Annotated in this window: 32 protein-coding genes; 10 read left to right on the forward strand and 22 right to left on the reverse strand. The window is 66.1% G+C overall.

The window, feature by feature from the left end; all coding sequences use genetic code 11:
* Nucleotides 1-87: 87 nt before the first annotated feature.
* The 3 genes from F5544_RS09310 to bcp form a co-directional block, all read right to left on the reverse strand.
* A complete protein-coding gene (locus F5544_RS09310; protein ID WP_238847170.1) occupies nt 88-807 on the reverse strand; it encodes a hypothetical protein in 720 nt (239 codons plus the stop codon).
* Between the two features lie 61 nt (nt 808-868).
* Entirely contained in the window at nt 869-1,564 is a 696-nt protein-coding gene (locus F5544_RS09315) for a helix-turn-helix domain-containing protein (RefSeq protein ID WP_167472813.1), read from the reverse strand.
* A 76-nt stretch (nt 1,565-1,640) separates the two neighbouring features.
* Nucleotides 1,641-2,114, reverse strand: a complete 474-nt coding sequence (gene bcp / locus F5544_RS09320) for a thioredoxin-dependent thiol peroxidase (protein WP_167472814.1) — start codon at nt 2,112-2,114, stop codon at nt 1,641-1,643.
* Between the two features lie 283 nt (nt 2,115-2,397).
* Between bcp and F5544_RS09325 the strand changes: the two genes are divergently transcribed.
* Nucleotides 2,398-2,619 carry a DUF3618 domain-containing protein gene (locus tag F5544_RS09325; RefSeq protein ID WP_167472815.1) on the forward strand — a complete coding sequence of 74 codons (222 nt, stop codon included), beginning with the start codon at nt 2,398-2,400 and terminating at the stop codon, nt 2,617-2,619.
* A 60-nt stretch (nt 2,620-2,679) separates the two neighbouring features.
* Here F5544_RS09325 and F5544_RS09330 read toward each other — a convergent pair whose 3' ends face one another.
* Nucleotides 2,680-2,979: an excalibur calcium-binding domain-containing protein gene (locus F5544_RS09330; RefSeq protein ID WP_167472816.1), complete on the reverse strand. Its 300-nt coding sequence runs from the start codon at nt 2,977-2,979 to the stop codon at nt 2,680-2,682.
* Between the two features lie 180 nt (nt 2,980-3,159).
* Between F5544_RS09330 and F5544_RS09335 the strand changes: the two genes are divergently transcribed.
* Nucleotides 3,160-3,633, forward strand: a complete 474-nt coding sequence (locus F5544_RS09335) for a MarR family winged helix-turn-helix transcriptional regulator (RefSeq protein ID WP_167472817.1) — start codon at nt 3,160-3,162, stop codon at nt 3,631-3,633.
* Here the strand turns inward: F5544_RS09335 and F5544_RS09340 are convergent.
* The 6 genes from F5544_RS09340 to F5544_RS09365 all read right to left on the reverse strand — a co-directional run bounded on the left by F5544_RS09340 (nt 3,630) and on the right by F5544_RS09365 (nt 7,858).
* Nucleotides 3,630-4,112 carry a DUF1992 domain-containing protein gene (locus F5544_RS09340; protein ID WP_167472818.1) on the reverse strand — a complete coding sequence of 161 codons (483 nt, stop codon included), beginning with the start codon at nt 4,110-4,112 and terminating at the stop codon, nt 3,630-3,632. The genes F5544_RS09335 and F5544_RS09340 overlap by 4 nt on opposite strands.
* A 29-nt stretch (nt 4,113-4,141) precedes the next feature.
* Nucleotides 4,142-4,753: an APA family fibronectin-binding glycoprotein gene (locus F5544_RS09345; protein WP_167472819.1), complete on the reverse strand. Its 612-nt coding sequence runs from the start codon at nt 4,751-4,753 to the stop codon at nt 4,142-4,144.
* Between the two features lie 37 nt (nt 4,754-4,790).
* The gene (locus tag F5544_RS09350) at nt 4,791-5,105 is read right to left on the reverse strand and encodes a hypothetical protein (protein ID WP_167472820.1); all 315 of its coding nucleotides are present in this window, start codon (nt 5,103-5,105) and stop codon (nt 4,791-4,793) included.
* Between the two features lie 12 nt (nt 5,106-5,117).
* Entirely contained in the window at nt 5,118-5,702 is a 585-nt protein-coding gene (locus F5544_RS09355; protein WP_167472821.1) for a transglycosylase SLT domain-containing protein, read from the reverse strand.
* A gap of 592 nt (nt 5,703-6,294) precedes the next feature.
* Entirely contained in the window at nt 6,295-6,849 is a 555-nt protein-coding gene (locus tag F5544_RS09360) for a cysteine dioxygenase family protein (protein ID WP_167472822.1), read from the reverse strand.
* 67 nt (nt 6,850-6,916) lie between these two features.
* A complete protein-coding gene (locus F5544_RS09365) occupies nt 6,917-7,858 on the reverse strand; it encodes a LysR family transcriptional regulator (protein ID WP_167472823.1) in 942 nt (313 codons plus the stop codon).
* 220 nt (nt 7,859-8,078) lie between these two features.
* Here F5544_RS09365 and F5544_RS09370 point away from each other — a divergent pair, with 220 nt between their 5' ends.
* Nucleotides 8,079-9,242, forward strand: a complete 1,164-nt coding sequence (locus F5544_RS09370) for a lipase family protein (protein WP_167472824.1) — start codon at nt 8,079-8,081, stop codon at nt 9,240-9,242.
* Nucleotides 9,243-9,589: 347 nt separating this feature from the next.
* On the opposite strand, the gene F5544_RS09375 is transcribed toward F5544_RS09370, so the two are convergent.
* A complete protein-coding gene (locus F5544_RS09375) occupies nt 9,590-10,804 on the reverse strand; it encodes an MFS transporter (RefSeq protein WP_238847171.1) in 1,215 nt (404 codons plus the stop codon).
* Nucleotides 10,805-11,048: 244 nt separating this feature from the next.
* Here F5544_RS09375 and F5544_RS09380 point away from each other — a divergent pair, with 244 nt between their 5' ends.
* Nucleotides 11,049-12,218 carry an SLC13 family permease gene (locus F5544_RS09380; RefSeq protein WP_167472825.1) on the forward strand — a complete coding sequence of 390 codons (1,170 nt, stop codon included), beginning with the start codon at nt 11,049-11,051 and terminating at the stop codon, nt 12,216-12,218.
* Between the two features lie 94 nt (nt 12,219-12,312).
* Here the strand turns inward: F5544_RS09380 and F5544_RS09385 are convergent, their stop codons facing one another.
* Genes F5544_RS09385 through F5544_RS09400 form a run of 4 tightly spaced genes read right to left on the reverse strand, consistent with a single transcriptional unit; the run spans nt 12,313 to nt 16,401 of the window.
* On the reverse strand, nt 12,313-13,323 hold the full coding sequence (locus F5544_RS09385; protein ID WP_167472826.1) for an ABC transporter ATP-binding protein: 1,011 nt from the start codon (nt 13,321-13,323) through the stop codon (nt 12,313-12,315).
* Nucleotides 13,324-14,148: a carbohydrate ABC transporter permease gene (locus F5544_RS09390; protein WP_167472827.1), complete on the reverse strand. Its 825-nt coding sequence runs from the start codon at nt 14,146-14,148 to the stop codon at nt 13,324-13,326.
* The gene (locus F5544_RS09395; protein WP_167472828.1) at nt 14,145-15,032 is read right to left on the reverse strand and encodes a carbohydrate ABC transporter permease; all 888 of its coding nucleotides are present in this window, start codon (nt 15,030-15,032) and stop codon (nt 14,145-14,147) included. The genes F5544_RS09390 and F5544_RS09395 overlap by 4 nt, the downstream gene beginning before the upstream one ends.
* Complete coding sequence (locus F5544_RS09400; protein WP_167472829.1) at nt 15,025-16,401, reverse strand: extracellular solute-binding protein; 1,377 nt, start codon at nt 16,399-16,401, stop codon at nt 15,025-15,027. Before F5544_RS09400 ends, F5544_RS09395 begins: the two co-directional genes overlap by 8 nt.
* A gap of 190 nt (nt 16,402-16,591) precedes the next feature.
* Between F5544_RS09400 and F5544_RS09405 the strand changes: the two genes are divergently transcribed.
* Nucleotides 16,592-16,729: a hypothetical protein gene (locus F5544_RS09405; RefSeq protein WP_167472830.1), complete on the forward strand. Its 138-nt coding sequence runs from the start codon at nt 16,592-16,594 to the stop codon at nt 16,727-16,729.
* Nucleotides 16,726-16,956, forward strand: a complete 231-nt coding sequence (locus F5544_RS09410; protein ID WP_167472831.1) for a hypothetical protein — start codon at nt 16,726-16,728, stop codon at nt 16,954-16,956. Before F5544_RS09405 ends, F5544_RS09410 begins: the two co-directional genes overlap by 4 nt.
* Before the next feature lie 91 nt (nt 16,957-17,047).
* Here F5544_RS09410 and F5544_RS09415 read toward each other — a convergent pair whose 3' ends face one another.
* Entirely contained in the window at nt 17,048-17,911 is an 864-nt protein-coding gene (locus F5544_RS09415; RefSeq protein WP_167472832.1) for a hypothetical protein, read from the reverse strand.
* Between the two features lie 124 nt (nt 17,912-18,035).
* On the opposite strand from F5544_RS09415, the gene F5544_RS09420 reads away from it, so the two are divergent.
* Entirely contained in the window at nt 18,036-19,256 is a 1,221-nt protein-coding gene (locus tag F5544_RS09420; protein ID WP_167472833.1) for a PepSY-associated TM helix domain-containing protein, read from the forward strand.
* Here F5544_RS09420 and F5544_RS09425 read toward each other — a convergent pair.
* Complete coding sequence (locus F5544_RS09425; protein ID WP_167472834.1) at nt 19,201-20,172, reverse strand: MBL fold metallo-hydrolase; 972 nt, start codon at nt 20,170-20,172, stop codon at nt 19,201-19,203. The genes F5544_RS09420 and F5544_RS09425 overlap by 56 nt on opposite strands.
* Before the next feature lie 102 nt (nt 20,173-20,274).
* Between F5544_RS09425 and F5544_RS09430 the strand changes: the two genes are divergently transcribed.
* Nucleotides 20,275-21,204 carry an AraC family transcriptional regulator gene (locus F5544_RS09430; protein ID WP_167472835.1) on the forward strand — a complete coding sequence of 310 codons (930 nt, stop codon included), beginning with the start codon at nt 20,275-20,277 and terminating at the stop codon, nt 21,202-21,204.
* A 9-nt stretch (nt 21,205-21,213) separates the two neighbouring features.
* Here the strand turns inward: F5544_RS09430 and F5544_RS09435 are convergent, their stop codons facing one another.
* The 3 genes from F5544_RS09435 to F5544_RS09445 form a co-directional block, all read right to left on the reverse strand.
* A complete protein-coding gene (locus tag F5544_RS09435; RefSeq protein WP_167472836.1) occupies nt 21,214-21,720 on the reverse strand; it encodes a PaaI family thioesterase in 507 nt (168 codons plus the stop codon).
* The gene (locus F5544_RS09440) at nt 21,717-22,160 is read right to left on the reverse strand and encodes a 6,7-dimethyl-8-ribityllumazine synthase (RefSeq protein ID WP_167472837.1); all 444 of its coding nucleotides are present in this window, start codon (nt 22,158-22,160) and stop codon (nt 21,717-21,719) included. Before F5544_RS09440 ends, F5544_RS09435 begins: the two co-directional genes overlap by 4 nt.
* Nucleotides 22,161-22,239: 79 nt before the next feature.
* Nucleotides 22,240-22,761: an SRPBCC family protein gene (locus F5544_RS09445; RefSeq protein WP_203217509.1), complete on the reverse strand. Its 522-nt coding sequence runs from the start codon at nt 22,759-22,761 to the stop codon at nt 22,240-22,242.
* A gap of 61 nt (nt 22,762-22,822) precedes the next feature.
* Here F5544_RS09445 and F5544_RS09450 point away from each other — a divergent pair, with 61 nt between their 5' ends.
* Nucleotides 22,823-23,440 carry a TetR/AcrR family transcriptional regulator gene (locus F5544_RS09450; RefSeq protein WP_167472838.1) on the forward strand — a complete coding sequence of 206 codons (618 nt, stop codon included), beginning with the start codon at nt 22,823-22,825 and terminating at the stop codon, nt 23,438-23,440.
* A 200-nt stretch (nt 23,441-23,640) separates the two neighbouring features.
* On the opposite strand, the gene F5544_RS09455 is transcribed toward F5544_RS09450, so the two are convergent.
* Nucleotides 23,641-24,480: an alpha/beta fold hydrolase gene (locus F5544_RS09455; protein WP_174867578.1), complete on the reverse strand. Its 840-nt coding sequence runs from the start codon at nt 24,478-24,480 to the stop codon at nt 23,641-23,643.
* 113 nt (nt 24,481-24,593) lie between these two features.
* A complete protein-coding gene (locus F5544_RS09460) occupies nt 24,594-25,586 on the reverse strand; it encodes a hypothetical protein (RefSeq protein ID WP_167472840.1) in 993 nt (330 codons plus the stop codon).
* Nucleotides 25,587-25,719: 133 nt separating this feature from the next.
* Here F5544_RS09460 and F5544_RS09465 point away from each other — a divergent pair, with 133 nt between their 5' ends.
* On the forward strand, nt 25,720-26,199 hold the full coding sequence (locus F5544_RS09465; RefSeq protein ID WP_167472841.1) for a MarR family winged helix-turn-helix transcriptional regulator: 480 nt from the start codon (nt 25,720-25,722) through the stop codon (nt 26,197-26,199).
* Nucleotides 26,200-26,202 lie beyond the last annotated feature (3 nt).

Below are 26,202 nucleotides of genomic sequence, written 5' to 3' on the forward strand. Positions count from 1 at the left end.
GATTCAAACCGACAGTTCGCGGCGCAGCTTCACAACGTGCCCGTCGCGCGCAGGTGTATTAGGCGCCACTTCGGCCAATGCTGCAGCCTACTTCTCGCCGAGCCGCCGTATGGGTGGCTGTATTTGTGGGGTCTGGACTGTCGCAAGCAGTGCATCGCGAGCTCGCAAACGAAATTCTGACGGTATTGCCAACCAGGATCTGTGCAAAGGGTTGTTCAGCTGGGTTGCGAGTGTCTTCATTCGTCGGAAGTCGCTGCCCGACATCTCCTTGGCGTACGCGCGCGGATTGGAGATCGCACATGCCAGCAACGCCGCATCGTCGAGGTGTCGGTCACGGTCACGTGAATCTTCGAGGTAGGCAGCACCTTTGAGCACAAGTGCGCCGAGGACGTTGGGTACGCTCACGGCGAGGGTGTGGCCGTCCGATACTTCGATCTCGCAGTTGACGGTTTTGCGGAGTGCTGAAGTCCCGGCAGGAATGCGAAATACCTCTCGCCCTGCCACGGTCGGGCGGTGTTTCGGTGCAAGGTGATCAGCGATCATGACGTCAATTTGCTGAGTTCCACGAAGGAACCGGTGCACAGGCGCGTGACGTCCGGTCGGGATGCTGAGCTGATAACCCATCGACTCCAAGGCGCATCGGGCCTGACCGAATGTCGTCGCGCCGGTCTCGATATGCAGGACCATATCGATGTCGATGGTTGCCCTGTTGATCGGCAGGCCAGCATGGACGGCGTGGATCTGGATCATCAAGCCGCCGACCAACGTCCAGAGGTCACCCGGGAAAACCGAGATGAGCTCCGTCATCTGGGGCCACGGGGGACCCCAACCGCCGACCGGGGCAGGTATCCGCCAGCGCTCACGGGGGCTACCGGTCACGTTGGCGCACCTCCTCGAGCAAGTTGGTGAGTTCGTGGTATCCGGCCCGGTGTTCACGAGTGTCGAGCGACTCGGTCAAATCGACGGCGACAGCCGCCCACGGGGTGCTACCGCCGACGAACGCCTCTTCGAAAGTCGTAGCGCGGAGGATTACCGCCCCTGCCGGGTCGGACATCAGGTGGAAATGGTCAACCAGCGTAGCTAGCTCCGTTGTGGGGATATAGCCGTCGACTCTTGTTGTCTGGGAAGTCAATTCGAGGCGCGACCAGTGGGGATGCCGTGTCGCGGATGATCCGGTCAGTGCGATGGTGGTCGATAGGTCCTGCACCGCGACCGAGTCGCCCCGGAAGCGATGAGTGATAGCGCGATTGGCACTGAGGTGAGCAAGCTCGTCGGCGTCCATTTTGCGGAGCCGATGGGTGAGCCGGGTTCGTTCGGCGGCGGACAGCCATCCCGGATCGGAGCCGGACAGCAACGTCAGCGCACCCCATGCGATGCGCTGCGTCCATATTCGTCCGGGATGTCTGCGCTGCCGGGCGAGCCGGTGCACCGAGCCTGCGTCGACCAACAGCGTCCTTCCGGCACGTCTCGCCACCTCGAGTCGACCGGCGGCTGCCATGCGAGCGACCTGCCGGGGCGTGATGTCCAGCAGCTCGGCGGCCTGTGCTGTCGTCATCTCGCTCATACACATATGGTCTCTCAAACGACCATATGTGTAAATAAATACCCTTCAGAGGCGGTTCGTGCCGGATGCGTCGCGGTCAGACGGACAGTTCGCGGCGCAGCTTCGCTACGTGACCTGTCGCGCGGACGTTGTATTGGGCGACTTCGATTTTGCCCTGTTCGTCTACCAGGAAGGTGGAGCGGATGACGCCGACTACGGTTTTGCCGTACATGGTTTTCTCGCCGTAGGCGCCGTATGCGGAGAGGACGGTGCGGTCCGGGTCGGACAGGAGCGGGAAGGTGAGTCGCTCGGTGTCGCGGAATTTGGCGAGTTTGGCCGGTTTGTCGGGGGAGATGCCGATGACGTCGATGCCCGCGCCCTCGAGTTCGGCGAGGCTGTCGCGGAAGTCGCAGGCCTGTTTGGTGCAGCCGGGGGTGCTGGCGGCGGGGTAGAAGTACACGATCACCTTGCGGCCGCGGTAGTCGGCCAGCGAGACGTCCTTGCCGTCGGCGTCGGGCAGGGTGAAATCGGGGGCTGGGTCGCCGGGGGCGAGCCGGTGGTTGTCGGTCACGTCCTGCACGGTAATCGAAGGCACCGACTCCGGGGCCGGGTACAGACCTGGCCTCGCCCGTTAGGCCCTGTGTCGAAGTCCCATCCGGCGCCTCCGTGGTCCAGCTCGCCGCCTGGCCGCGTTGTCGTCGTCGCCGATACAAACCCGGTATCGGCTCCTCCTCCGCCTTGCCAGGCGACGAGCTGGACCACGGGATGCATCCGGCCGGACTTCGACACAGGGCCTAGACTCGAGCGCGAGCCGCGGACGGCCCTGGCGGCAGACACTTACAGGAGGGTGAACGGTGGCAAGGGATACCGAGCGGATCGAGCGAGAGATCGAGGCCGCACGCACTCGGCTGGCGAATACGCTCGACGAGATAGCGGTGCGCGCCGATCCGCAGCGGATCGCCGACGACACCAAGCACATCGTGCTGGCCAAGCTGAATGAGCCCAAGGTGAAATACAGCCTGATCGGCGCGGGCGTCGTGGTGGTCGGCCTGGTGCTGCTGAAGATCTTCCGCTGACCGAAACGCGAAACACCCGGTGTGGCCGCTTGCCGCACCGGGTGTTTCGCGTTTCGAGGGTCAGACCGTCGGGCAGGCCATGCCGGTGCCTTCGGGGTCGAGCGCCGGGGTGTAGCCCGGTTCGCCCCGAAACAGCGGTGCGCGACCGGCCGCACGGGCCTCGTCGCAGTTGGCGAATCCGCCGCCGGCGGAACCGGTTTGGGTCAGGCCGGCGGAACCGGTCGCCCCGATGATCGAGTCCAGGCCGGAGGAGCCGGTGCCGGCGGACCCGGATGGTGCGGGCCCTGCCAGAGCGGTGGGTGCTGCTAGAAGCGTCAGTCCCGCGGCGGCGACGCTGACGGTGAGCCGGCGAACGTTCATGTATTCCTCTGTCGTGTGCTGCGATTGGTTCGTCGTCCTGAGGCGGACGCCGCATCCACTGTTGTGACGCTGGCTGCACTTGTCAACCGAGGGAAGGCCGAACTAGGGGTTTGGCGGAAGATGCCGATCGGTCCCATTGTTGGTGTCCGTGTCAACTAACATCCGGTTAAACTTGTAGCCATGGTCCGATGGCTGAACACCGACGAGCAGACGACCTGGCAGGCCTACATCCGGTTGCGCCAGCGAATGGATGCGGCGATCTCCGCCGGACTGGCCCGCGACGGCTTATCCACCGCCGATTACGAACTGCTGGTTGCCCTTTCGGCGGCGCCGGGCGATTGCCTGCGCGCCAAGGAGTTGGCGGCCGAGGTGTGCTGGGAGAAGAGCAGGCTGTCGAAACATCTGTCCCGCATGGCCGGGCGCGGGCTGGTCGATCGCCGACCCGCCGCCGACGACGCCCGCGGCATCCTGGTGCGATTGACCCCGGCGGGTCGGCGGGCGTTGGAGAATGCCGCACCCAATCATGTGGAGCTGGTGCGCCGGATCTTCATCGACTCGATGACGCCGGACGAGGCCAAAGCGCTGCGCTCACTCGCCGACAAGGTGGTTCCCGCGGCCGAGGGCAGCGACAACCTCGCCGACTGCGATCGTTAGCGGCGCAGCAACCTACGCCACCAGCCGACGGATTCGGTTGGCGCGGAAGGGGTTCGGGGCGGTGTCCGTCGCGTGGATGCGCGGTCCGCACGCCACTGCGCGACGACGGCCTCGGTGTCGAGCGGCCCGATCGGGACGTACGGACCGTGCGGGAGCCGCAGCCAGTCGGCGATGCGCCGGTTCAGCTCGGCGACGGTCGCACGCACCTCGCGCTCGGTGGGCATATCGCGCACCGTGTCCTGGATGCGCTCGGATTCCTTGCGCAACACCAGCGATGGCGGCAGCATGGCGTCCGCGCTCACGCCCTCGCGGCGCAAATAGTTGTGCAGCCACCAATTTTCGTCGAGATGGGTGCCCGCGCCGGGAAGCGGTTTGCCCTTACCTGCCAGGTTGTCGAATTCGCCCCGCTCTGTTGCCTCACGAACCTGCTTGTCGATCCATGATTCAAAGGTGAGATCGGGCGGCTTGCGCTCGGTCATACCACCATCCTACGGACCGAATTGTCCGGTTACAGAGGGTCGATCGACTCGGCGAGGCGTTGGGCGGCGTCCTTGTCTATCGGGTTGCGGGAATCGCTGAGCCAGGTCACCCACCAGCGGTTGTCGCCCGAGCGCAGCACCGCGGCGTACACCTCGGCCTTCGGCTGGCCCGCGTTGTCGAATTGGACGCGGTAGAAGGCGGAGGCTCCGGTCGTCTCGGCGCCCGCCAAGTGCTTCTGTTCCCGGTCGGTCCGGCGGCCGGAATCCGGGAAGAAGAATTCGCCCATGCCCGCGGCCAACTCGCCTGCCGCCTTCGCATCGTCGGGTTCGTCGGCGGCGAACAGTGCGTCATCCATCTTGCCGATCAGGATGATCTGGTTGTCATCACCCTTCTGCAGCGCGACCTGACCGTAGACGAGGCCGCTCTTCTCCTTGTCGGGCGTGCGCTGGGTCCATCCGGGCGGCGGGACGAAGCTGATACCGGCCGCATCGCTGACGATCCGGCCGTCCTCGGCGGACGAGGACGGCCGGGACATGGCGAGTCCGCCGATGCCGCCGAGCCCGGCGAGCAGCGCGAGCGCGCAGCCTAGCAGGACGAAGCGGGCGGACCGCCGCGAGAGTGGAGCCTGTTCTAGGTCCATAAAACGACGCTAGCAGGATAAATGCGGTATTCCGGGATCAGGCCCACGGCGCGACCGGCGGCTTCACCCAGAGGATTTTCTCGTCGAGGTGATGTCGTTGTGCCGCAGGGTGATCCGGATGCCGGTCGGCCCAGGCATCCTTTTCGTCGAGCAGCTGCGCGACGGCCTGCCAGGTCTCATCGGTGCTCGGTGGGTTGGTGCCCGCGGCCCTGGCCAGTTTGCGCAGCACGGCCGCGGGTAGCCCGGTGAGCTCGGCGCCGGTGATGCCGCGCTCCCATACATAGGTGGCCAGCCGCCGCGCTTTGTCGGCGCGGCTGCGATTGGCGAAGTCACCGTGGCTGTAGTCGGCCATGGCCGAAGGAGGCTAGTACGCGGAGTTGACGTTGTCCATCGACCCGTATGTGCGGGCCGCGTAATTGCAGGCGGCCACGATATTGGCGACGGGATCGTAGATATCCCAGGAGGTTCCGTCGATGTGGTACGCCTGGAAGGTCGGGTCGATCACCTGCAGCAGGCCCTTGGACGGAATGCCCGCGGCGGCATTGGAATCCCACAGGTTGATCGCATGCGGGTTGCCGGTCGATTCGCGCATCGCGTTGCGGTAGATGCCGTCGTAGCTGCCCGGGATGTTGTGCGCGTGCATGATGTCCAGTGCCTGACGGATCCAGCCGTCGAGGTTGTCCGGGTAGCTGGGGGCGGGCGGGGGCATCGGCGCCGGAACCGGAATGGGCAGCGGCATCGGCGCGGGTGCCGGTGCGGCCTGTACGGCGGGCGCCGCCGGGGCGGGCTCCTGCTGCGCGACCATGGTGATGCGAGACGGGACGCGATCGTCGGCCACCGATACCGCGGACGAGGCGCAGATGGCCATCACACCGACCGTCGCGACGGCGACGGTGATGCCATCGCGGAGCGAGGCGCGGCGAAGTAGCGGGATGCGTCTGTCAGGCATTGCGAATCGGTTCCTTGATCGGTTGGGTTCGGGTCCGGCCGCATGCGGCAGCACGGATCCACGACGGGCGCGTTGGTGCGCTCGCCGATCGGTCGCGATGTGCTGTTGTGTGTTTGTGTTGTGACGGGGACGGGTCCCCGGGAAAACGCGACGGTCGCGTTTATGACTCCGGCCGCGTCATGGCATGGCCGGGCCGCGCTCTATTGCGCGGAACTCCTCGTCCGGTGACGGGAGTGAGGCGGAAGGTTGGGAATCGCGGGCCCGATGCGGGTCTCCGCTCCGCCGACCGCGGCGGGCACGGTATGTGCCCATGCGGTCGTTTTCCGAATGTGTGTGAACAACTCCTCGGTGTAACCAAACTTCAGGTCGCTTTGTGACCCGATTGCAGAATGGTCACGAAAGGTTAACGGCAGGTGAACGAATGGCCAACGGATGGTTGGTTCGATCTTGGGCGATGTATCGCCGACCCTCCGGCACCCGGGTTATGCAGGGAGTTTGTTCCTAACCAGAATGTGCCGCGGATCACAGAACTTTTCCGTCGACGAGCCGGATTCGGCCATCGCGGACGGTCCGTGCCGCCGGGAACGAGCGCTCAGCAGTCGGCGATCGGCAGGGTGTAGACCCGGCGCACACTGCTGCCGAGCCTGCCGATGTGGCCGCCGTAGACGTGGATCGAAATGGCCTTCTCCGCGCCGCCGTTGCGCACCAGGTGGATATCGCCGGGCGGGGCGAAACCGCAGGTCGATCCGGTGCCGTTGACGGTGTCGGCCACCGGGACGAGCCGGGCCTCAGGGCCCGCGCCGCGCACCTCGTACTGCCGCTCTGTCTCGACGCCCCGGTAGACGCCGGTCACGCACCAGGCGACGTGATCGTGGATCGGGGTGGCCTGTCCGGGATGCCAGACCAGGGCGACCACCGAGAAGCTGCCGTCCTCCTCGGCATGCATCAGATGCTGCCGGTAACGCTCCGGATCGCCCTCGTCGCAGCCCGGTGGGAGCAGATCACGTTGCGCGAGAAAAGGTTCGACGCATTCGGCGACCAGGCGGGCCGTTTCCCCTGGCGAGCGCTCCAACCCGACGACTTCCCTTATCGCGCAAACGAGTTCGGCGAGCCGGGGCGTGCTGGGGGCGGTGCTCGGTGCGGCCATACGGCAAGTGTGCGCGCGGTGCGGCCGGGGGACCAGATACAGCTTCTTGCCGTTACCAAAGGAATGCTTATCGGTCGGAATGCTTGTGCGGTAATGGGTTTCGTTTCGTGCCCAGTCCTCGGGCCGCTCTGTCCAGCGCCTCCAGCATCATCCGGGTGACCGGAGCCTTCCGATAGCCCGGCAGCGTGTATGCCCGCACGGTCCTGGCCGCGGCGGGCAGTATCGGGCGGCCGACGATTTCGGGATGCCGCAGGAAGGACTGGACCATCTTCGGCATCACCGCGAGCCCGAGCCCGGCGGCGACCAGACTCTGCACGGCCAGGTTGTCATCGGTGGTCAGATCGATATTCGGTTCGAATCCGGCTGTGGCGCAGGACTTCACGAAGTGACTGCGACATCGCACACATCCGGCGATCCAGCGTTCGTCCGCGAGTTGGGCGAGCTCCACCGCTGGGTTGCCGGCCAGTGGGTGGGTCCGGGGTAGTAGCACGATCAGCGGATCGTCGAGCAGATCGATGGTGAAAAGGTCGGGCGCGCGCGGTGTTTCGGCCTCGGCACCGTAGGTGAAGCCGAGGGCGATATCGCAGTCGCCGCGGCGCAGCGCCTCCACCGAATCCGGTGGTTCACCCTCCAGCAGTTCGATATGTACCCCGGAATCGACGGATTTGAGCTCCTTCACCGCGCTCGGGATCAGCGTCGCGCTGGCACTCGGAAAAGCGCACACCCGGATCCGCCCCGACCGCAATCGGGTGATCGCGGTCACCTGCTGCTGTGCCGCCGAAATCGCGCTCAGTATGCCGGTGGCGTGCCCGGCCAGGATCTCCCCGGCGTCGGTGAGGCGCAGGCCGCGGCCGACCCGCACGAAAAGCGCGGTGCCGACGGCCTTTTCGAGCGCCTTCATCTGCTGACTGATCGCGGGCTGGGTGTAGCCGAGGCTGCGCGCCGCAGCCGCGAACGATCCGGTACGCACCACCTCGTCGAAGACTCGAACGTGCCTGGAATCGAACATATTTCGAGAATAGGGAGTGCGCGTAACCGGGGAATCAGCTTGCGCTGAGGGGTGGATGGGTACCGTCGGTACGGTACCGGCGGTATCGCAAAAGCTGTCTGAGATGCATTCGGAGCCAACAGGTTTGGGGTGATGTCACGATTCGACTCACAACCTGATCTGCGGTTTGATGAGGCCCGTGACCACATTCCCAGGTAGTGCGTTGTTACGTAGTATTCGGATGAAGGCATTGACATCGGCGCTATGCGTGGCGCTCGCCGGAGTTTGCACCGCGACGGCCACCGCGGAACCGGCCTATCCCACACCGGATTCCGATCCCTTCTACTCCGCTCCGGGCAACATCGCCGACCTACGGCCGGGTGACGTGGTGCAGTCGCGCCGAATCGATTCCGGATACTTCCCCAATGCCGACGGCTGGCAGATCTCCTTCCGCTCCACCAATTCCTCGGGGCGGCCCATTCTCGGCGTCACCACCGTCTTCCTGCCGCGCGGCGTGAAGAACCCGCCGCTCATCTCGTATCAGGCGCTGATCAATTCGCTCGGAACCAGATGCCAGCCATCGCGTTCCATCTTCAACGGTGAACTGCAGGACGGTCCGACGGCGATCGTTCCGCTGGCCCGCGGCTGGGCCATCTCGATCCCGGACTACCTGGGGCCTGATGTCGCGTACGGCGCGGCGCGGATGAGTGGCATGGTCACCCTGGACAGCGTGCGGGCGGTGAAGCGGGTCACCGAACTCGGACTCGCCGACGCGCCAACGGTTCTCGCCGGCTACTCCGGTGGTGGCATGGCCACCGCATGGGCCGCCGCCGAACAGCCCGAATACGCGCCCGAACTCAAACTGACCGCCGCGGTGGCGGGCGGCATCCCGGCCGATCTGGAGCAGATGGCGCGCGGACTCGGCTTCACCGCGCACCCCGGATTCGGGCTGGCCTTCGCCGCCGCCATGGGTCTGGAGCGGGAATATCCGGACCGGCTGCCGATCTCCGATCAGCTCAATGCCGCCGGGATGGCGTTCCGCGAACAGAACAAGGACGCATGCCGCCGCATGCTGCTCATCGACGGATTGGGTCACAGCGCGGACGAATTCGCCAAGTCCAAGAAGCTGATGGACACCCCGGAAACCTACAACGTGCTGCACGAGAACAGCCTGCGGTACTTCGACCGGGTGCCGACCGTGCCGATGTACATCTGGCAGGGCAAATACGACGAGCTGACCCCGTTCGACACCGTCTCCGGCATCGTCGACCGCTACAAGAAGGCAGGCGCCCGAGTCGATTTCACCCCTGTTGATGTCTCCGAGCATCTGACCGCCGCTGTTATCGGGTTTCCCGAGGCGTGGAATTACGTGGAGGCACGGCTGCGTGAGGCCGGGTCACACTGAAGTGTTCGGTGGATGGCCGATATCGGTCGTGGTGGCTGGGGGAGTGATCGGTGCGTTGGGGGGTGGTTGCGCCACTACGACGACTGGATCGCCTGAGATAGGCGCGTGGTGCGTTGACATGCGGTCTCCCGGTTCCCACCCCGGATGACGCTGTTCCCGCGTAGGTTCCGGCTTCTCGCGTATGCGATTGCTTGCGCGAGAAGCCGATTGCTGTGCGTGAACCGATTATCTACGTGTTCAAAGGTGAATAGGGCACGTCGCACCCTGGCTTCGAACCGCGCATTCGTTGTACGGGGTGTGCGGTTCGAAGCCGGGGTGCGGCTGGCTTTCCTTCGGCGTGCGGGTACCTACGGACGCTCGGTTGAGGCGTAGGCCGGTTCGGGGGTGGGGCGGGGGGAGCGCTCGGCCAACCAGCTGATCGCGGTGAAGATCAGGGTGAGGACTACCGCGCCGAGTATGGCGGTGGAGGGGGAGGCGTGGTCGAGGACGATGGCGCCGACGGTCGCGGTGAAGCCGTAGCCGACGCCGGACGCGGCGTACATCACCGAATAGGCCGAGGAGTGGTAGGCGGCTGGAAGACGTTCGCGCAGTGCGAGATTGCGCGCGACGATGACGGCGGACTGGAAGAAGCCCGCCACCGCGAGTGCGATGCCGATTCCGATACCGGGCAGCACCGCCAGCAGGGCCACCCATCCGGTGGTCACCACCAGCAGCACCAGCGAATGCGTCCGGACGCTGCCCGGCCAGGAGCGCAGCCCGTAGCAGAAGGCGCCGACGGCGGCGGTCACCGCGAATGCGGTCAGCATCGGCCCCGCCCAGCCGACCGGCACCCGCCGGAATTCCAGCAGCGCGGGCAGCAGCAGTTCGGCGATGGCGAGCAGCGACATCGCGCTGGCGCTGGTGAGGTAGATCGGCCAGCCGGATGCCACGGCGCGCCAGGGTGATTCGGCGCCGGACGGGCGCGGCGTCGCGGACGGTTCGGGGAGCAGGAAGATCAATCCGGCGGCCATCGCCGCGCAGAGTGCGGCCAGCGCTATCGGGGCGGCCGCGTCGACGCGCAGGGCGAGGGCGACGACCACCGCTGGCGAAATCGCCCAGATCACGTCGGCCAGCATTGTTTCCGCGCTGAGCGCGCGCGGCACATCGCGCTCGGGAACCATCGCGGTGAGCATCGACCGCAGCCCGCCCGGGCTCGCCGCCGGTCCGGCGCCCGCGATGCAGGCGAGCACGACGAGTACCGGCAGCGGAGCGTGCCGCGACAGGGCCAATCCGGCGAACGCGGCGGCGCCGACCGCAAGGCCGATCGCCAACTCGATCCGAACCCGACTGTGCCGCAACAGCATTCCCTGCATGGACGCCCCGGCCACCTCGCCGACCACATAGCAGGCGGCCAGGGTGGCGCCGAATGCGTAGCCATCGGTCGCGCGCATCAGGAAAACCAGCGCCAGCGGTGTCATGGCGATCGGAATCTTGCTGGTGAACGAGACCGCCGCCCAGATGAGCAACTCTCGTTTGATCAGTCCGCGATACCCCATACCCGCCCCCGGACCTCGCTCGAACATTGAAATCGACTGTGCCGCCGTCGCATTGGCTAAACGTTAGTACCGTTCAGAACATTCCGAAAGGTCTGTCTCATGGCGGCCACGCATGCGGAACCGGTCGGCTCGAGCTCATACGAAACGTCCGGTCACGACACGGCTCGTTCGGTGATATGCCGCAGTACACGTAGGCGATGACGCGGCCTTATCCGGGCGATATGGGCGTCCGACAAGCTGCCGCTGCGAAGGGAGCGGGTGCGCTGTTGGCATGCTGGTGCGGGTGTGGAAGATCTTGGCTGGGCTGGCTGCCGTGGCGGTGGTCGGCGGCTGGTTGCCGGTCGCCGATGCCGTCGACGTCGGTGTGGTGCGGTCGGGGCCGGTGCTGGGTTTTCTCGTCGCGGTGACGGTGCTGGCGGAATTGGCGGATGCGGCGGGGGTGTTCGAGCTCGCGGCGGTGTACTGTGCGCGGCTGGCCCGTGGGTCGACGCCGCTGCTGTTCGTTTTGGTCGCGGTGCTGGCGACGGTGACGACGGTCGGGATGAGTCTGGACACCACCGCGGTGCTGTTGACGCCGGTGGTGTTGGCGGTCACCGACCGGCTCGGGTTGCGGCCGCTGCCGTTCGCGCTGCTGGTGGTGTGGTTGGCGAATACCGCGAGCCTGCTGCTACCGGTCTCCAACCTGACCAATCTGCTCGCGCTGCAGCACGCCGACATCTCGACCGTGGAATTCGCGAGTCGGATGGCGTTGCCGGAGCTGGTCGCGGTGGTCGGGACGACGGTTTATCTCGGAATCCTGTTCCGCCGCAGCCTGATGGCGCCACCGGGCGGAGATCATCCGCGCAGATCCGTGCGCTACGCGGTGCCGAGCCCGCAGCGTCCCGACGACCCGGTGAGCTGTGCGGTCTGTGCCGTCGCCTGCGCCGGATTCGCGGGCGCGGTGCTCGCCGGTGTCGCGCCGTGGCTCGCGGCGACGGCGGGCGCGCTCGCGGCGCTGACGATATTCGCGCTGCGTGGCCGAAAACACCTGCACTGGAATCTGTTTCCGTGGCGGTTGGTGATCACCACCGAGGGCCTGTTCCTCGTCGTCGCCGCGCTGGTGAACCATGGTCTCGGGGATCTGCTCACCCGCTGGACCGACCATTCCGGCGCGCGCACCACCGCCGTCGCGGCCGCGGCGAGCAACCTGATCAACAACCTGCCCGCCTACCTGGCGATGGAAACCGCCGTCCCCGCAGGCACATCCGACGGCATCTTCGATGTGCTGCTCGGCACCAATATCGGCCCGCTCATCACCATGTGGGGTTCGCTGGCCACCCTCCTGTGGGCCGACCGGCTGCGCGCCCGCGGCGTGGTCATCCGCCCGATCACCTTCGCCGCCATCGGTCTACTCGGCGCACCACTGCTACTCCTCGGCACCTGGGCCGTGCTGCCGCGCTGAGGTCCGCGCATCGGAAAGCCGCGCTGAGACCGGTTGATGCCGGACATCATTGGCGCAGTAGCCGATTCCTGCACGCCGTTCTCGATTCTCACCATCAGGGCCGGAGGGCACCGGAGTCGGCGTCGTAGAGCAGCACCCGATCGGCCTGCGGGACCACCCAGCCCTCGGTGCCCAGCGCGGGTTCGTCGGTCTCCGGCACGGTGACGCCGACGCTGAATCCGGTCGCGTCGACGGTGACCAGCGAGGTCGCTCCGAGATGTTCCACCGCGGCGACCACGCCGTGCAGTGCGCCGTCCACCGCGGTGTGCGAGAAGCTCAGGTACTCGGGGCGGGCGCCCCAGATCACCGACCGATCGTGACCCACCAGCTCGCCCGGGATCAGATTCATCGGCGTCGACCCGATGAAATTGGCGACGAAGGTATCCGCGGGCCGGCGGAAAACCGCACGGGCGGTGCCGATTTGGCGTATTCGCCCCGCGTCGAGCACCGCGATCCGGTCGGCGAGCGCCAGCGCCTCGGCCTGGTCGTGCGTGACGAAGACGGTGGTCACGCCGAGCTCGAGCTGCAGTTTCTTGAGGAAGGTGCGGGCCTCCAGCCGCAGCCGGGCATCCAGGTTGGACAGCGGCTCGTCGAACAGGAAAACCTTGGGATGACAAGCCATGGCCCGCGCCAGCGCCACCCGCTGCTGCTGCCCGCCGGACAGTTCGGCGGGGCGGCGGGCCAGCAGACCCTGAAGCGAGAGCTGATCTCCGGTTTCGGTCGCCTTGGCCGCGCGCGTGCGCCGGTCGGCGCCGCGAATCTTCAACGGATAGGCGATATTGTCCAGCACGGACATATGCGGGAACAGGGCATAGTCCTGGAAAACCATTGCCACGTCGCGTCTTCCGGGCGAGACCCGGGTTACGTCCTTGCCGTCGATCAGGATTCGTCCGCTGGTCGGCGTCTCCAGTCCGGCGATGGTGCGCAGCAGGGTGGTCTTGCCGCAGCCGGACGGCCCGAGCAGCGCGAAGAATTCGCCGTCGGCGATCGTGAACTCCAGGCCGTCAAGGGCTTTCACGTCGCCGGGGTAGGTCTTGGTGAGCTCCGCCAAATCGATCCGCGCCATCTAGGACTTGATCCCTCCGTGGATCCGGAAGCCGTAGCGCCGGTTGACGAATAGATACATCAGCACCACCGGAATCGAATACAGCAGTGAGAACGCCGAAATCGGTCCGAGCAGCGCGCCGCCGCCCTCGTCGTAGAAGGTGCGCACCACCACCGCGGCCGGTTGTTTGTCCTGGTCGCGCAGCAGCAGGAAGGGCACGAGATAGCTGCCCCAGATGTTCACCACGGTCCACACCGCGATCGTGGCCAGTCCCGGCCTTGCCACCGGCAGCACGATATCGCGCAGGATCCGGAACGGTCCGGCTCCGAATACCCGCGCCGATTCCTCATAGGACCTCGGCACCGAATCCATGAAATCCTTGAGGATGAATATGGCCGCGGGCAGCAATCCGCCCGAGAGCACCAGCACCACGCCCAGTTGCTGATCCAGCAGGCCCAGCTTCCAGATCATCAGGAAGATCGGCACCATCGCCGCGGTACCGGTGACCACGCTGGACAGCAGCAGAAGCAGATACAGCAGCGCATCGCGGCCCGGAATCCGCACCCGGGAAAGGGCATAGGCCGCCAACGCCGCGGTGCCGACCACCAGCACCGTGCACGCCGCGGACAGCAGCACCGAATTACACAGCGAACCCATCGTCAGGCTGTTCTGGAACAAGGACGAAAAATGTTGCAGCGTAGGGTGTTCCGGCAGTCTCGGGGCATATCCTGGATTCGCGTCGAACGGTGCGGAGGCCAGCCACAGCATCGGCAGCGCGAACAGGCCGGTCACCACGGCGACGAAGGTGTAGAAGCCGATCCTGGCCAGCAGCTGCCGGGGATTCATGACGCCCGCCGCCGCAGCAGTCGCAGATAGAACAGCGCGAGCACCAGATTGATCGCCAGCATCAGCACCGATGCCGCCGCGCCGTAACCCAGTGCGCCGATATCGATTCCCTGCCGGTACAGGAAGATCGGCAGGGTTTCGCTGCGATGGTTCGGCTCGCCGCGGGTGAGCAGGTACGGCGTGAAATCGTTGAAGGTCCACAGGCTGATCAGCAGCGTATTGGTCAGGATGTGCCCGCGCAGATGGGGAAACACCACATCGCGCAGGGTCTGCGGCCCCGAAGCGCCTGCCAGCCGGGCGCTTTCGAGCTGCGAGGGCGGCACGGTCGACGCCGCCGCCGAATAGAGCAGCATGGAAAACGCTGTGCCGCGCCAGATGTTGAATACGATCAGCACCGGCAGCGGGTAATGGATCAGCCAGGCGTAGCCGGGGGAGTCGAGCAGCCGGTTGACGGTGCCCTGGTCGCGGTCGAGCATCGCGATCCACAGCACCGCGACCACGCTGGAGGGCAAGATCCAGGCAAGCAGCACAACGCTTTCCACCACGGTGCGGATCCAGCGGGCGGCCGTGCGCAGCGTCCAGGCCAGCGCGAAGCCCAGGCCGTTCTGTCCGATGACGGCCGAGATGAGCACGTACAGCAGGGTGATCAACAGGCTGTTGCCGAACAGCGGATCATCGATCGCCCTGGTGTAGTTGCCGAGTCCGATGAAGGACACGTCCACCGAGGTGCGCCCGGATACGGTCAGGTCGGTCAACCCGATCCACAGCAGCCACAGCGCGGGAAATACCAGGAACGCGGCGATCAGCAGCAGTGCGGGCAGCACGAACGTGCTCGCCGTCGCGCGGCCCAGCCCGGCGACGTCGGTGTCGGCACGTTCAGCCATTGGCCACCTTGTCCTTGCCCACCACCTTCGCGACGGTGTCGCTATAGGTCGCGGCGGCGTCCGCGGTGCTCCTGCCGGTGATCACGTCCAACGTCGCCTGCTGCATCGCCTGCGAGACCTGGGTGTACTCGGGCAGCGCGGGCCGCAGCGCGGTGATCGGCAGCACCTGTTTGGCGATGAAGGTCAGCATCGGATCGCCGCTCAGCGTATCGGTGTTCACGTCCTGCCGCGCGGCGATCCGCGGCCCGCCGCGGGCGATGAACGCCTTCAGCGCATCCGGTGAATTCATGAATTGCAGGAGTTCCCAAGCCAATTGGATATGTTTGCTCTTCGGGTTGAGCACCCGGCCGCCGCCACCGGACATGCTGACGAAATCCTGCTTGTTCAACCCGGCGCCCGGTGCCTGCGCCGGGATCTTCGCCCAGCCGACGGCGGTGTCGCGGTCGGCCATCGGGTAGTTGCCGCCATCGGTGTTCAGCACGCCGCGCCACAGGTAGTCGCTCTCCAGCAGGATGCCGACCTGTCCCTTGGCGAATTTCTCGAAGCTCTTCTCCCGGCCTTGGGCGTCCTGCTGCAATTCCGCGTCACCGAGCTTCTCGCCGTACACGGTGCGGTAGAAGTCCAGCACCTTGCGGAAATTCGCGGTGTCGCCGATCCATTTGCCGTCTTGATACATGCTCGCGCCGGTGCCGGCCAGCAGCGGCAGGATCCCCTGCATGGTGGTCGCCTCGCCGAAGCTCGTCCCCGCATCCAGTTGCAGCGGAAGAACTCCCGGCAGCGCCTTCAGTTTGCGCGCGGCGGCGAGTATGTCATCCCAGCTCGCCGGTTGCCAGTCGGCGGGCAGGCCCGCCTGCGCGAACAGCTTGCGGTTGAAGAACAGCACCCGTCCGTCGGTCTCCAGCGGGATGCCGTACACCTTGCCGTTGTATGTCATCGACCGGCGCACCGATTCCGGGATCTGCTGCCAGCCATCCCAGGCCGCGACCTTGTCCGCACCGATCAGTTCGTCCAGCGGCATGATCTGCTGCCCCTCGGCGAACTCACCGATCCAAATGCCGTCCACCGAAACAACATCCGCGCCGGTTCCGGTCTTCAGGTCCTTGGCGATGCGGCTCTTGTAATCCTCGTCGGGCACGCCGGTCGCCTGGAATTTCACCTGAACGGTGACACCCTTGGCCTTCTCCATATCGATGAAGCGCGGAATCACCCAGTCCGCAATCCATTTCGCCTCGGCCGCGTTCTTCCCGCCCGCCGTGTCGATGGCATTGGCCGTGATCGTCAGCGTATTACCGCCGCCGGACCCACAGCCGACCGCACCCGTCAACACCAAGCCGAGACTCGCCACCGCCGCCAACACCCGCCGCCTCATGGAACCTCCCGAAGACGTGTCGGTACTTCCATTCAGACGTTGGCACAGGATTGATCGGATCGATGCCCGATCGGTGGAATTGCGTTGGCGCGGATGATTTTCCGGCACAGCTGTCCGGCAGTGCCGTCGAACGGATTTCTGGGCCATGATGGCCTCGAACGGATGAGGAGGACGCCCATGCCGGTCGGCGGTGATCATCGGCTGCGCGATCGCCGCGGTGCTGACCGCGCTGGCATTCCTCGGCCTATCGGGCAATGCGGCCGGACGGGTGGCATCCTGGATCGTCGAGCCGCTGAGCCGCTGGTGCTGGTCGGGGTCGGCTGTGTGACGACCATGCAGGTGTTCGCCTCGCGGATCACCGCGCGCATGCTGGCCAAGGCCGACGACCCACGGCTGCGCGGCCTCGACGTCCGAATCGTGCTGCGGGACGCCGTGGCCGCGCTACCTGCCTGGTATCGGTACGCGATCGTGGTGCGCTGGATCCTGGCGACCGCCGGTTCGATCGCGGTGATCGTGCTGCTGTCGTCGCGGTCGGCCGATACCTACTTCGCGTGATCGGTCAATTGCCGTTTCTGTTGTGGGTGGACTGCGGGTCGGCATCGATGGTGGCGAGTGATCGCGGGTTGCGCTTCTATTGAGGCGCTTGCTATTTCGGGGCGGGTAGGGTGCGGCGGGCCAGGCGGGCGGCCAGCGATGGCGGCGGGTGCCACGGTTCGTAATCTGTTGCGCGCCATGCATATACGGGGACTTCAAGGCGCAGGAGAGCGCGCAGGTCGGGTATCTCCAGCGTTTTCGCGGACCAGTCGTACAGGTGCCCGAGGCGGGGCATGATCATGCCGACATCCAGCAAATGGCCGAAGCCGTGCTCCATTTCGACATAGGTCGGCACATCGTCGCCGAGCGGGTAGCGGGCCGGGAGCACCCGGGACAGCGAGAGGAAGATTCCGGTCATCCCCAGGCGCGGGTCGCCGAGCAGTGGGGCGAGCGGACCCAGCGGACCGAGTGCCAGGCGGGGCGCGGCGACCAGCGCATGGGCGTAAAGCACCCGGATCAGCACGAGATTGACGAAGAAACGCTCGACCTTGCCCTCGGCCCATGCCAAATCCTCGTGCTCGAGATAGGCGGAGACGACGCCGACATTGTGCGCCCGATACCAGGACTGCGCGCTGGGACGCCTGATGAAATCGAGGGTGTGCAGCACGCCGGCCCCGGACGGCGCGCCGTCGTATCCGCTGTGGATCGCCTGCGCCTCACAGAAATCGCGGAGCAGACGCTCGTTGATCGCACGCCACCACGGACTCCCCGGCCGCGCGCCATCCGCCGGATTCAACAGTCCGCGCCGCAACTGCCAACCCATGAACGCCAGCGCCGCCCGGCGATACGGCAGATGCGTGCCACCCGGCCCCGGCGGCCCCTCGTACAGGCGCCGCATCAGCGCGAACCGCCCGGCCGGGTCATCCAGAACCCCCGCCACCGTGGCCGCCGCATAATCCGCCGCCGAACGCTGCACGCCCGCGATTATGGCACTAGGTATAGCGCCCGTATTTCGACTATGACGATCGGGCGTTGGACGACGTCCGGTGGATAAGGTGCCGCGGATGTCGCGTTAGGTAAGGCTACCTTACTATCGTCGGGTGGTAGTTGAGACGCGGAACCGAATCGCACGGCGCAAACAGCCGGTGCTCGCACGTCATCGGGCACTGCGCGAGTTCGTCCGCCGGACGCGGATCGCGCATCGCTGGACGACACCGGTGATGGGCCTGTTCCTGCTGATCCAGGTGATCTGCGGGACCATCCTGCTGTTCCGTCCGCAACTCGACCAAATGCTCCATCCGGAGCTGTTCGCGAAAACCGAATCGGCGCAAGCGATCACGGCCACCCAGGCGATCGCGGCCGCCCGGGCGGTGAAACCGGATCTGACCGGGCCGACCGCGACACTGGTGGACGGCGTGTTCCAGGTGCGCAGCGGTAAGGCGGGCGAGGCGGTGTACGTCGACCCGGGCTCCGGCGCGATTCTCGGCACCGTCGATCCGGACGGCGGCGTACTCGGATTCGTGACGAATCTGCACTCCTGTGCGCTGTCCTGCGAGCGATACCCGGGATATCAACCGTGGCTCACCGCCAAGGTGCCCGTCATCGAGCTGAAGATCAGCCAGCTGACACTCGGCGGCATCGGTCTGACCTTGGTTTGGTGGTCGCTGAGCGGGCTGCTCATCTGGTGGCCCGGCATCCGAAATATCAAGCAGCGGTTGACCATTCACCTACGCCGTGGCAAGTACCGGCGCAACCGGGATCTGCACGCGGTGATCGGTGTCGCCTCCTGCGCGTTCCTCCTGTTCTGGGGTATTACCGGCGCCGGCTTCGAACTCCCCGCGATCGGAAAGGTCTGGTACGCACTGACCGGCGGCGCCCCGGCGAAATCGGAATACAACTCGGCGCGCGCCACCGGACCGGATATCGGTGGCGACCGCGCCATCGCCGCCGCGGCCGCCGTCGTACCCGGCGGCAGGCTGGTCTATCTCGCCGAACCGTCGCCGAAACCCGCCGATACCTACCGCGTCGCCTTCGCGGTCAATACCGATATGGGCCGTTACGGCGGCACCGTCCCGCTCCCGTCCGTCATTGTCGCGGTGGACCGGCACACCGGCGATACCCACTTCATCAAGGGCGGTACGGATATGTCCGCGAGTACCACCCTGTGGCAGAAGTGGAGTTACGGACTACATTTCGGCTATCTCGCGCCTTGGCCGGTGCGACTGCTCTGGCTGGTCTTCGGCCTCGCGCCGATCGCCTTGGCTGTCACCGGTTTTCGTACCTGGTATCAGCGTCGACGCCGGGCCGCGCCGCCGACGTGAGCAGGCGTGGTTCCGCTGCTGCGGCAGCCCACGCGCCGAATGCGAAATTCGTTCCCGCGCGGCGGATTTCGACTGCTGCCGAGCCGCCGAGATGCGCCGGTATCACCAATTCCCGTTGGTCCGCGGCCTGTTCGAGGATGCGGCGGCGGGTGGTCGCGGCCTGCCGCGGGTCGAGGCACAGGCAGCTGTCGCAGGATGGGTCGAGCAGTTGGATCGGGCTGTGCACCAGGTCGCCGACGAAGACCGCGCGGTCCGCGCCCGACCGCAGGTGCAGGACCGAGGATCCCGGCGTGTGGCCTGGTGCGGATTCCAGGGTGAGGCTGTCGTCGATGCGGTAGCTGTCCTCCCAGAGAACGGCCTGGCCGGCGCGGTGGATCGGGGCGATGCTGTCTTCGTAGAGCAGCCGGTCGTCCAGGCGCGTGCCGCCCGCGTAGCCGCCCGCGGGGCCGAAGTAGGCGTCGTCCGCGGCCGGGATGAGGTACTGCGCGTTGGGGAATGTTGGTGTCCACCGGCCGTCGACATCGTGGGTGTTCCATCCGACGTGATCGCCGTGCAGGTGGGTGTTGATCACGAGATCGACATCGTTCGGGCGCACACCGGCCCGGCTCAGGCGCTCGATGAAGTCGCCCTGTCGGTGGTGAAATATTGCGCGGCTTGGGCGTTCGCGTCCGTTGCCGACGCCGGTGTCGATCAGGATCGTGCGTCCACCGCTGCGCAGCACCCAGGTTTGGATCGCGGCGACGACCAGCCCGGTATCGAGATCCCAATGATCCGGTGCCAGCCAGTCCGCGTTATCCCGCCAGGTCTGCTCGGTGGTGCCGGGCAGCAGATCGGGACCCGGCATCAGGGTGTCCTGCCATTCGATGACGCGGAAGATCTCGACATCGCCCAGCGCAATACTCTGTGAGCTTTCCATGCCTGTGAGCCTACGGACGCGGATTCGAGCCGAACAATGCTTATTTAACTCACCTTGATACGTAATCGGCTCACCATTGAGTGTTCTCAGTACCATTGACCCATGGATGTGCTGAGCGACGCGATCGCTGCCATACGCCTGGGGCAACCGTCGTCGAACCGGCTGTATACCCCACAGCCCACCTGGTGCACCCGACTCGCCCCGTACTCCGGCGCGGGCTTCCACATCGTGCTCCAGGGTGGTTGCTGGCTGCTGCCCGACGAGGGTGATCCGGTGACATTGGGAACCGGTGACGCGGTGTTGCTGCCACACGGAACCGGGCATGTGCTCGCCGATCGGCCCACCGACACAAAGACTTTGGCGCGGGCCGTGCCGTTCGAGCGATGGAGTGCCGAGCAGACAGCCGAAAGATCTTCGGACACAGCCGGATTCGAGGCCCTGTGCGGTAAGTATCGGCTCGACCGCCGCGGGCAGCATCCCCTCGTTGCGGAGCTGCCGACGATCATCCACCTACCGGCCCGCATCGGCGACCACCCCGAGCTACGCGCCGCCATCGACCTACTGGCGCAGGAGGCCGACCAGCGCCGCCCCGGTTCCTGCATCGCCGTTCCGAGCCTGCTCGACCTGCTGCTGGTCTACCTGATCCGCGCGTGGATGACCGACAACAAGGCAGGTGTCTGGTCGGCCGTGCTCACCGATCCGGTCACCGCCACCGCGCTGCGGGCACTGCACACCGATCCGGCCGCACCCTGGAGCAACGACCGGCTCGCCGCCGAAACCGGCGTCTCCCGCGCCACCCTCACCCGCCGATTCGCCACCCTGATCGGCCAGCCGCCGATGGGCTATCTGACCTGGTGGCGACTGACCCGCGCCGCCGCGCTGCTCCGCGACACCACCGATCCGCTGTCCGCCATCGCCGATCAAGTCGGATACGCGACCGCCTACGCGTTTTCCAACGCGTTCAAGAAGCAGTTCGATATCTCACCGGGCCGCTACCGGCGTGAACACGGATTGGCGGTTGTCGTCGAGTGAGCGTGCCTGCTACCGAATTCCAATGTCGCTGAACGTAACTGGATGCGATCGGGCAGCCACTCGACCGGCCGCGCCGGAGAAACCCTCGGCTCTTTCTCGCGCTATCGCTCGAACAGTTCCCTGGGCCGTCGCGCACAGCACCGGATCGCCGTCGGCGGGAACCGCGAAGACCTGGCATGAACAGACTGCCTGGCGGCCGGTGGCGTCGATGACGTGGGCGATCGCGCGCAGGCGAACGCCATCGGCGGGGCGCAGATAGGTGATGGTGAAACCGCTGGTCAGAACGTTCGGGCCCAGGGCGGCGCCACCGGCGTAGGTGATGGTGTTGTCGGCGAGATAGGCCAGCACACCGCCGTGGACGTAGCCGAACTGTTGGCGCAGGTTGTCGTGGATCGGGATCTCCAGGGTGGCCCCATTGGTGTCGAAGGCGGTGAGTTCCGCGCCGAGCAGGACGCTGAACGGCTGGGCGGCCAGCACGGCGCGAGCCATGTCGAGGGAGGGTGTGGTGGTTGTCATCGGACGACGTCCAGATTCAGCGTGGTCGCGATGGCATCGGCCAGTTCAACGCCTTTGATCTCGAAGTGGTGGGCGAAGTACGCCAGATGCTCTTCATGCTCGTGGAAGTGGTGCGGGGTGAGCACCGCGGAGAACACCGGGACATCGGTATCGAGCTGAACCCGCATCAGCGCGTCCACCACGGTGGCTGCCACGAAGTCGTGCCGGTAGATGCCGCCGTCGACCACCAGTGCGCAACCGGCCAGCGCGACGTACTCGCCGCTGATGGCCAATCGCCTTATGCGCAAGGGTATTTCGAAGGCTCCCGGAACTTCGAACACATCGACATCGGTGAATCCGCGCTCGGTCAGGCGGGTCCGGCAGGCCGCCACCGCCCGGTCGACGATATCGGCGTGCCAGCGCGCGGCGACGAGGGCGATGCGGTTCGGAGTGGGTGACATGGTTCCTCCTTGCCCAGCCAACAGTGGAACAGCCTGTCCCAGGCGGGGTCTGGGCGTTGTCGTGCCGAAAGCTTCGGCGTCAGTGCTGATTCTGGTGGACCCTGTTCTTGCGAACCTGATCGCTGTGGATCCGCCCGCGCAGAAATCGAACGTATCGGCTGTGCCGGCTTCGCGCCGCCGTCCCCGGAACCAGCGCGGTCTCGGCGCGGTCGAGTGCGTCCTCCAACGCGGCGTCGTGTAGCCAGCGCCAGGCGAGGGGCCAGGTGAACCGATCTTTTCCGTGAGTTCGCATGATCAGCTCATGCGTCAGGCGGGTATGTGTGGCGTCCAGCTCGTCGACGATGAATCCGTGCGTCCCGTCGAATCCGGTCGGCCGATGGAACCGGAACTTCACCTCGCGTCCGGGAACGTACTTGACGCAGGTGTAGCGGATCGGTCCGTGGCCACCGGTGGCATCGACTTCCAACGGCCGATCGAACCGCATCGCGGGCCACTGCTGGACCGGCCACAGCCGGTCGTCGTCGGTCGCCAGCGTTTCGAGCAGCCGACCCACCGCCTCGGCATCGGCCGCGATCACCCGACTGTGGATATTGCTCACCATGACCCGGACCTTTCATTTAGCGACTGACCTCTAATTTCAATTAGAGGGTAATCTCTAATACGTGTCAAGGAAACCAGCGCACACCCTGGACTCGCTGCTGGACGCCGCTGCCGACCTGGCCGCGTCGCACGGTGCCGCCGCGGTCACCATGAGCGCGGTCGCGGCCGCCGTCGGCGCGCCGAGCGGCTCGGTCTACTACCGCTTTCCCGACCGGTCGGCGCTGCTGGCAGGTCTGTGGTTGCGTAGCGTGGATCGATTCCAGCGCGGGTTTCTCGAGGCCCTGCAAATCGACCCGCCACAGCAAGCCGCCATGCGGGCCGCGCATCACGTCACCGACTGGTCGCTGCGACATCCGACGGAGGCCGCGGTATTGCTCGCGGGCCCACAAGCCTTCGGGTTCGCACAGTGGAGTGCCGAATCCCGGGAGGCGGCGGCGGCGCAGCGGGCCCGAAACGACGACGCCGTAAGGGAACTGGGCGATCGGCTGGGTTTCCACAGCCCAGCCGATCGCGAACGACTGGCTCTCCTGATCATCGAGTTGCCATATGCCGCAGTACGGCGATGCGCCCGCAAGTCCGCCGCCGACCTGACCGCCGCCGCCGAGGCCGTCGACCGGATCGTCCGTGACGCACTCGGTGAAGACGGCAATGCGTCATCGGATTCCGGCCACGGGGGCTGACGTCGATTACCCGGCCGGGTCCGACCGTCGACGACGTTTGCCCAAATCCCTTGCGGGGTCGAGGTATTAGGCGTCACCCGCCGGGCGGCAATCCGGTCATCGCGTGCAGGGTTCGGCCGAGGTTGTCATCGTGGTGTTCTCGGCGGGGGCCGGTTTCGGGCTCGTGTTCCCTTGTCGAGGTGGGGTTCCCAGCCCGGCCGTTACAGGGCGAGCATGGCTGCGGCGACCTGGTCGGCCGCGGTGTGGCGCAGGGCGGTACCCATATCGTCGAGGACGAGCAGTCGCGCACCGGGGATTTCGGCGGCGAGGACCTCGGCGTTGCCGACCGGGAAGAACGGATCGGCGCGACCGTGCACCACGAGGGTTGGCATGTCGAGCTCGCTGAGCCGGTGCCGCCAGCGCGGGGCGCAGTCGATCCGGGAGAAGACCATCCCGAGTTGATTGGCCTGGTGCACCGCTGGATCGTTCGACGACGTCCGGTCCCAGATGCGGGCCGCCGTCGCCAGCGTCTCCTCCGGGTCGTTGCCCATCGGCTCGGCCCCCGAGGCGGCGAACACCGCGACAGCCTCCCGGTCGGTCCAGTCCGGCAGCGGCCGGGAGAACACGGCGCCGATGACCGCGGGGTCGTGGTCCGGCAGGTCCTCGTCGACCGGGCCCGGCGCCACCGGCCGAGTGCCGACGAGGGTCAGTGCGCGGAACACATCCGGGTGGTCCAGCGCGGCGACCTGAGCGACCATTCCGCCGACGCCGACACCACCGAGATGAGCGGTCCCGGCGCCGAGCACCTCGACGAGCGCGGCCGCGTCGGCGACGAGATCCCGCAGGTTGTAGGCCGGATTCTCCGGGTCGAGGGTCGTCGACGCGCCGGAGTCGCGCAGGTCGTAGCGAACCACGCGCCGCCCGCCCGACGCGAGCCGCTCGCACAGCGCGTCGGGCCAGGACAACATCGTCGTGCCGCCGACCAGCAGGATCAGCGGATCATCCGCGCGGCCGAAGCTCTCGATACCGAGATCCACACCATTCGCCCGCACCGAGGTCATCGGTCTCGTCATACCTGGACTCCTGTCTATCGGTATTCCCAGAGATACCGACGACAGATTCACCCGCAAATCATCGGTGCGGCCGAAACCAATTGGTGAATACCATGTGGTCGTCATGGGAGGCGGGCCGTGGACGAACGGTTCTGCGGCCGGGCCGAAATCCGTGCGGCCATGATGACGAGCGTGGCCACCGCGACGACGCCTGCGGCGATTTCGAACGCCAGGTCGGCTCCGGTTCGGTGAAAGAGCCAGTACCCTCCCAAGGTTTCGCCTCCCAGCGCTCCGGCGAAGACCGCGAGCCGGTGCCGATCCTGCCAGCCTTCGCGGGTCGACCATTCTCGAATGAGCAGATAACCGAGCACGCCAATAGCGCACTGCGAGAGCAGGATTGCGGGGATCGGCATGTGTCGCAGCCACGGGTCGGGAATCGAGTTCATCCCGAACCATAGAAGCGCTCCAGCCGCCGCGGCCGGCCCCACCGCCCACGCCGACGGGGCTCGGCCGGCCGCGTGCGCGATCCCATTCGCCCACTTGGTACTCCACCAGCCCAGCAGCGTCAGGACGGCCGCGAACAATGCGACGCCGAGATACCTCGACAGTCCAATTTCGGCATGGACTCCGTAGATTCGCGGCATTGCCACTGTGCGCCAGAACATCCAGGTGAACGCGGCGTCGAAAACGAAGGCGACAGCCGCAACGGAGATGCCGACGCCGCCGAGCCAGGACTCATGGCGGCGGCGGTGAAAAATGGTCTCGGTCAACAGAATCGGCAGTGTCATGCTCCAGATCGAATGCAGGCCGATATTGAATGCGGCGTAGGGCCAGAAGATGCCGAAAGCTACTCCATAGGGATGTCCATTCGGCGGAAATATCTGCGGGGTGAGCCAGGTCGGCTCCAGTAAACCTTCCTCGATGGCGGCGTACACGGCCCCGAGTATCAGCATCGACGGCCAGCCGCCGCCGCGCCGCCGCACGATCTCTCGGATCACCAGCGCCCCTGGGCCATACAGGCCCATCTCCACGGGTAGACCGCCGATGATCGACAACGTTGTCGATCCGGTCAGAATCTCTGGAATCGTCGTCGCGAGCACGGCGAGCACCACCACCGGCCATCCCCGCCATGATCGCAGTCGCTGGTGAAAAGCCTGATGAGACATGGTATTCCGCCCCCTTACCGAAAACCTCAGACCAAAATATCTTAGTCACTGAGATAATTAGAGCCTAAGGTAGATTCGAGGGATGGCGCAAGCGGATACACCCGAACCGGCACAGGCAGGCGAGCTGCTCGGACGCGAGTTCGCCTCGGCCATGGTCAATTTCCACGAACTCGCCGGCCGACTGATGGGGCTCAGCGCGACCGAGCGGAAGTGCATCGACACGCTCCAACGTCTGGGACCGGTGACGGCCGGGACCATTGCCGAGAGCACCGGCCTGACCACCGGAGCGGTCACGGGTCTGGTCGATCGGCTCGAACAGGCCGGTTACGCCCGGCGCGTTCGGGATCCGCTCGATCGCCGCAAAGTGATCGTGGAATTGGTCGCGAACGAGCAGATGGACAACCTGCTCGCCGAGATCTTCCGGCCGTTCATACGAGACATGAACGCGCTCAACGACGGATACAGCGAGGCCGAACTCCGCGTGATCGGCGATTGGGTGCGAAAGACGACAGATGTGCTGATAGCGAACACGCGACGGATCGCCAACCTGAACAACCTATAGCCG

The sequence above is a fragment of the Nocardia arthritidis genome (assembly GCF_011801145.1).
In the GTDB taxonomy this organism is placed as follows: Bacteria; Actinomycetota; Actinomycetes; order Mycobacteriales; family Mycobacteriaceae; genus Nocardia; species Nocardia arthritidis_A.

What these genes read in the sequence shown, in the direction of transcription:
- F5544_RS09310 (WP_238847170.1), bottom strand. Translation starts at nt 807, where the DNA reads ATGACGGAGCTCATCTCGGTTTTCCCGGGTGACCTCTGGACGTTGGTC.
- F5544_RS09315 (WP_167472813.1), bottom strand. Translation starts at nt 1,564, where the DNA reads ATGAGCGAGATGACGACAGCACAGGCCGCCGAGCTGCTGGACATCACG.
- F5544_RS09330 (WP_167472816.1), bottom strand. Translation starts at nt 2,979, where the DNA reads ATGAACGTTCGCCGGCTCACCGTCAGCGTCGCCGCCGCGGGACTGACG.
- F5544_RS09335 (WP_167472817.1), top strand. Translation starts at nt 3,160, where the DNA reads ATGGTCCGATGGCTGAACACCGACGAGCAGACGACCTGGCAGGCCTAC.
- F5544_RS09340 (WP_167472818.1), bottom strand. Translation starts at nt 4,112, where the DNA reads ATGACCGAGCGCAAGCCGCCCGATCTCACCTTTGAATCATGGATCGAC.
- F5544_RS09345 (WP_167472819.1), bottom strand. Translation starts at nt 4,753, where the DNA reads ATGGACCTAGAACAGGCTCCACTCTCGCGGCGGTCCGCCCGCTTCGTC.
- F5544_RS09350 (WP_167472820.1), bottom strand. Translation starts at nt 5,105, where the DNA reads ATGGCCGACTACAGCCACGGTGACTTCGCCAATCGCAGCCGCGCCGAC.
- F5544_RS09355 (WP_167472821.1), bottom strand. Translation starts at nt 5,702, where the DNA reads ATGCCTGACAGACGCATCCCGCTACTTCGCCGCGCCTCGCTCCGCGAT.
- F5544_RS09360 (WP_167472822.1), bottom strand. Translation starts at nt 6,849, where the DNA reads ATGGCCGCACCGAGCACCGCCCCCAGCACGCCCCGGCTCGCCGAACTC.
- F5544_RS09365 (WP_167472823.1), bottom strand. Translation starts at nt 7,858, where the DNA reads ATGTTCGATTCCAGGCACGTTCGAGTCTTCGACGAGGTGGTGCGTACC.
- F5544_RS09370 (WP_167472824.1), top strand. Translation starts at nt 8,079, where the DNA reads ATGAAGGCATTGACATCGGCGCTATGCGTGGCGCTCGCCGGAGTTTGC.
- F5544_RS09375 (WP_238847171.1), bottom strand. Translation starts at nt 10,804, where the DNA reads ATGTTCGAGCGAGGTCCGGGGGCGGGTATGGGGTATCGCGGACTGATC.
- F5544_RS09380 (WP_167472825.1), top strand. Translation starts at nt 11,049, where the DNA reads ATGCTGGTGCGGGTGTGGAAGATCTTGGCTGGGCTGGCTGCCGTGGCG.
- F5544_RS09385 (WP_167472826.1), bottom strand. Translation starts at nt 13,323, where the DNA reads ATGGCGCGGATCGATTTGGCGGAGCTCACCAAGACCTACCCCGGCGAC.
- F5544_RS09390 (WP_167472827.1), bottom strand. Translation starts at nt 14,148, where the DNA reads ATGAATCCCCGGCAGCTGCTGGCCAGGATCGGCTTCTACACCTTCGTC.
- F5544_RS09395 (WP_167472828.1), bottom strand. Translation starts at nt 15,032, where the DNA reads ATGGCTGAACGTGCCGACACCGACGTCGCCGGGCTGGGCCGCGCGACG.
- F5544_RS09400 (WP_167472829.1), bottom strand. Translation starts at nt 16,401, where the DNA reads ATGAGGCGGCGGGTGTTGGCGGCGGTGGCGAGTCTCGGCTTGGTGTTG.
- F5544_RS09425 (WP_167472834.1), bottom strand. Translation starts at nt 20,172, where the DNA reads ATGGAAAGCTCACAGAGTATTGCGCTGGGCGATGTCGAGATCTTCCGC.
- F5544_RS09430 (WP_167472835.1), top strand. Translation starts at nt 20,275, where the DNA reads ATGGATGTGCTGAGCGACGCGATCGCTGCCATACGCCTGGGGCAACCG.
- F5544_RS09435 (WP_167472836.1), bottom strand. Translation starts at nt 21,720, where the DNA reads ATGACAACCACCACACCCTCCCTCGACATGGCTCGCGCCGTGCTGGCC.
- F5544_RS09440 (WP_167472837.1), bottom strand. Translation starts at nt 22,160, where the DNA reads ATGTCACCCACTCCGAACCGCATCGCCCTCGTCGCCGCGCGCTGGCAC.
- F5544_RS09445 (WP_203217509.1), bottom strand. Translation starts at nt 22,761, where the DNA reads ATGGTGAGCAATATCCACAGTCGGGTGATCGCGGCCGATGCCGAGGCG.
- F5544_RS09455 (WP_174867578.1), bottom strand. Translation starts at nt 24,480, where the DNA reads ATGACCTCGGTGCGGGCGAATGGTGTGGATCTCGGTATCGAGAGCTTC.
- F5544_RS09465 (WP_167472841.1), top strand. Translation starts at nt 25,720, where the DNA reads ATGGCGCAAGCGGATACACCCGAACCGGCACAGGCAGGCGAGCTGCTC.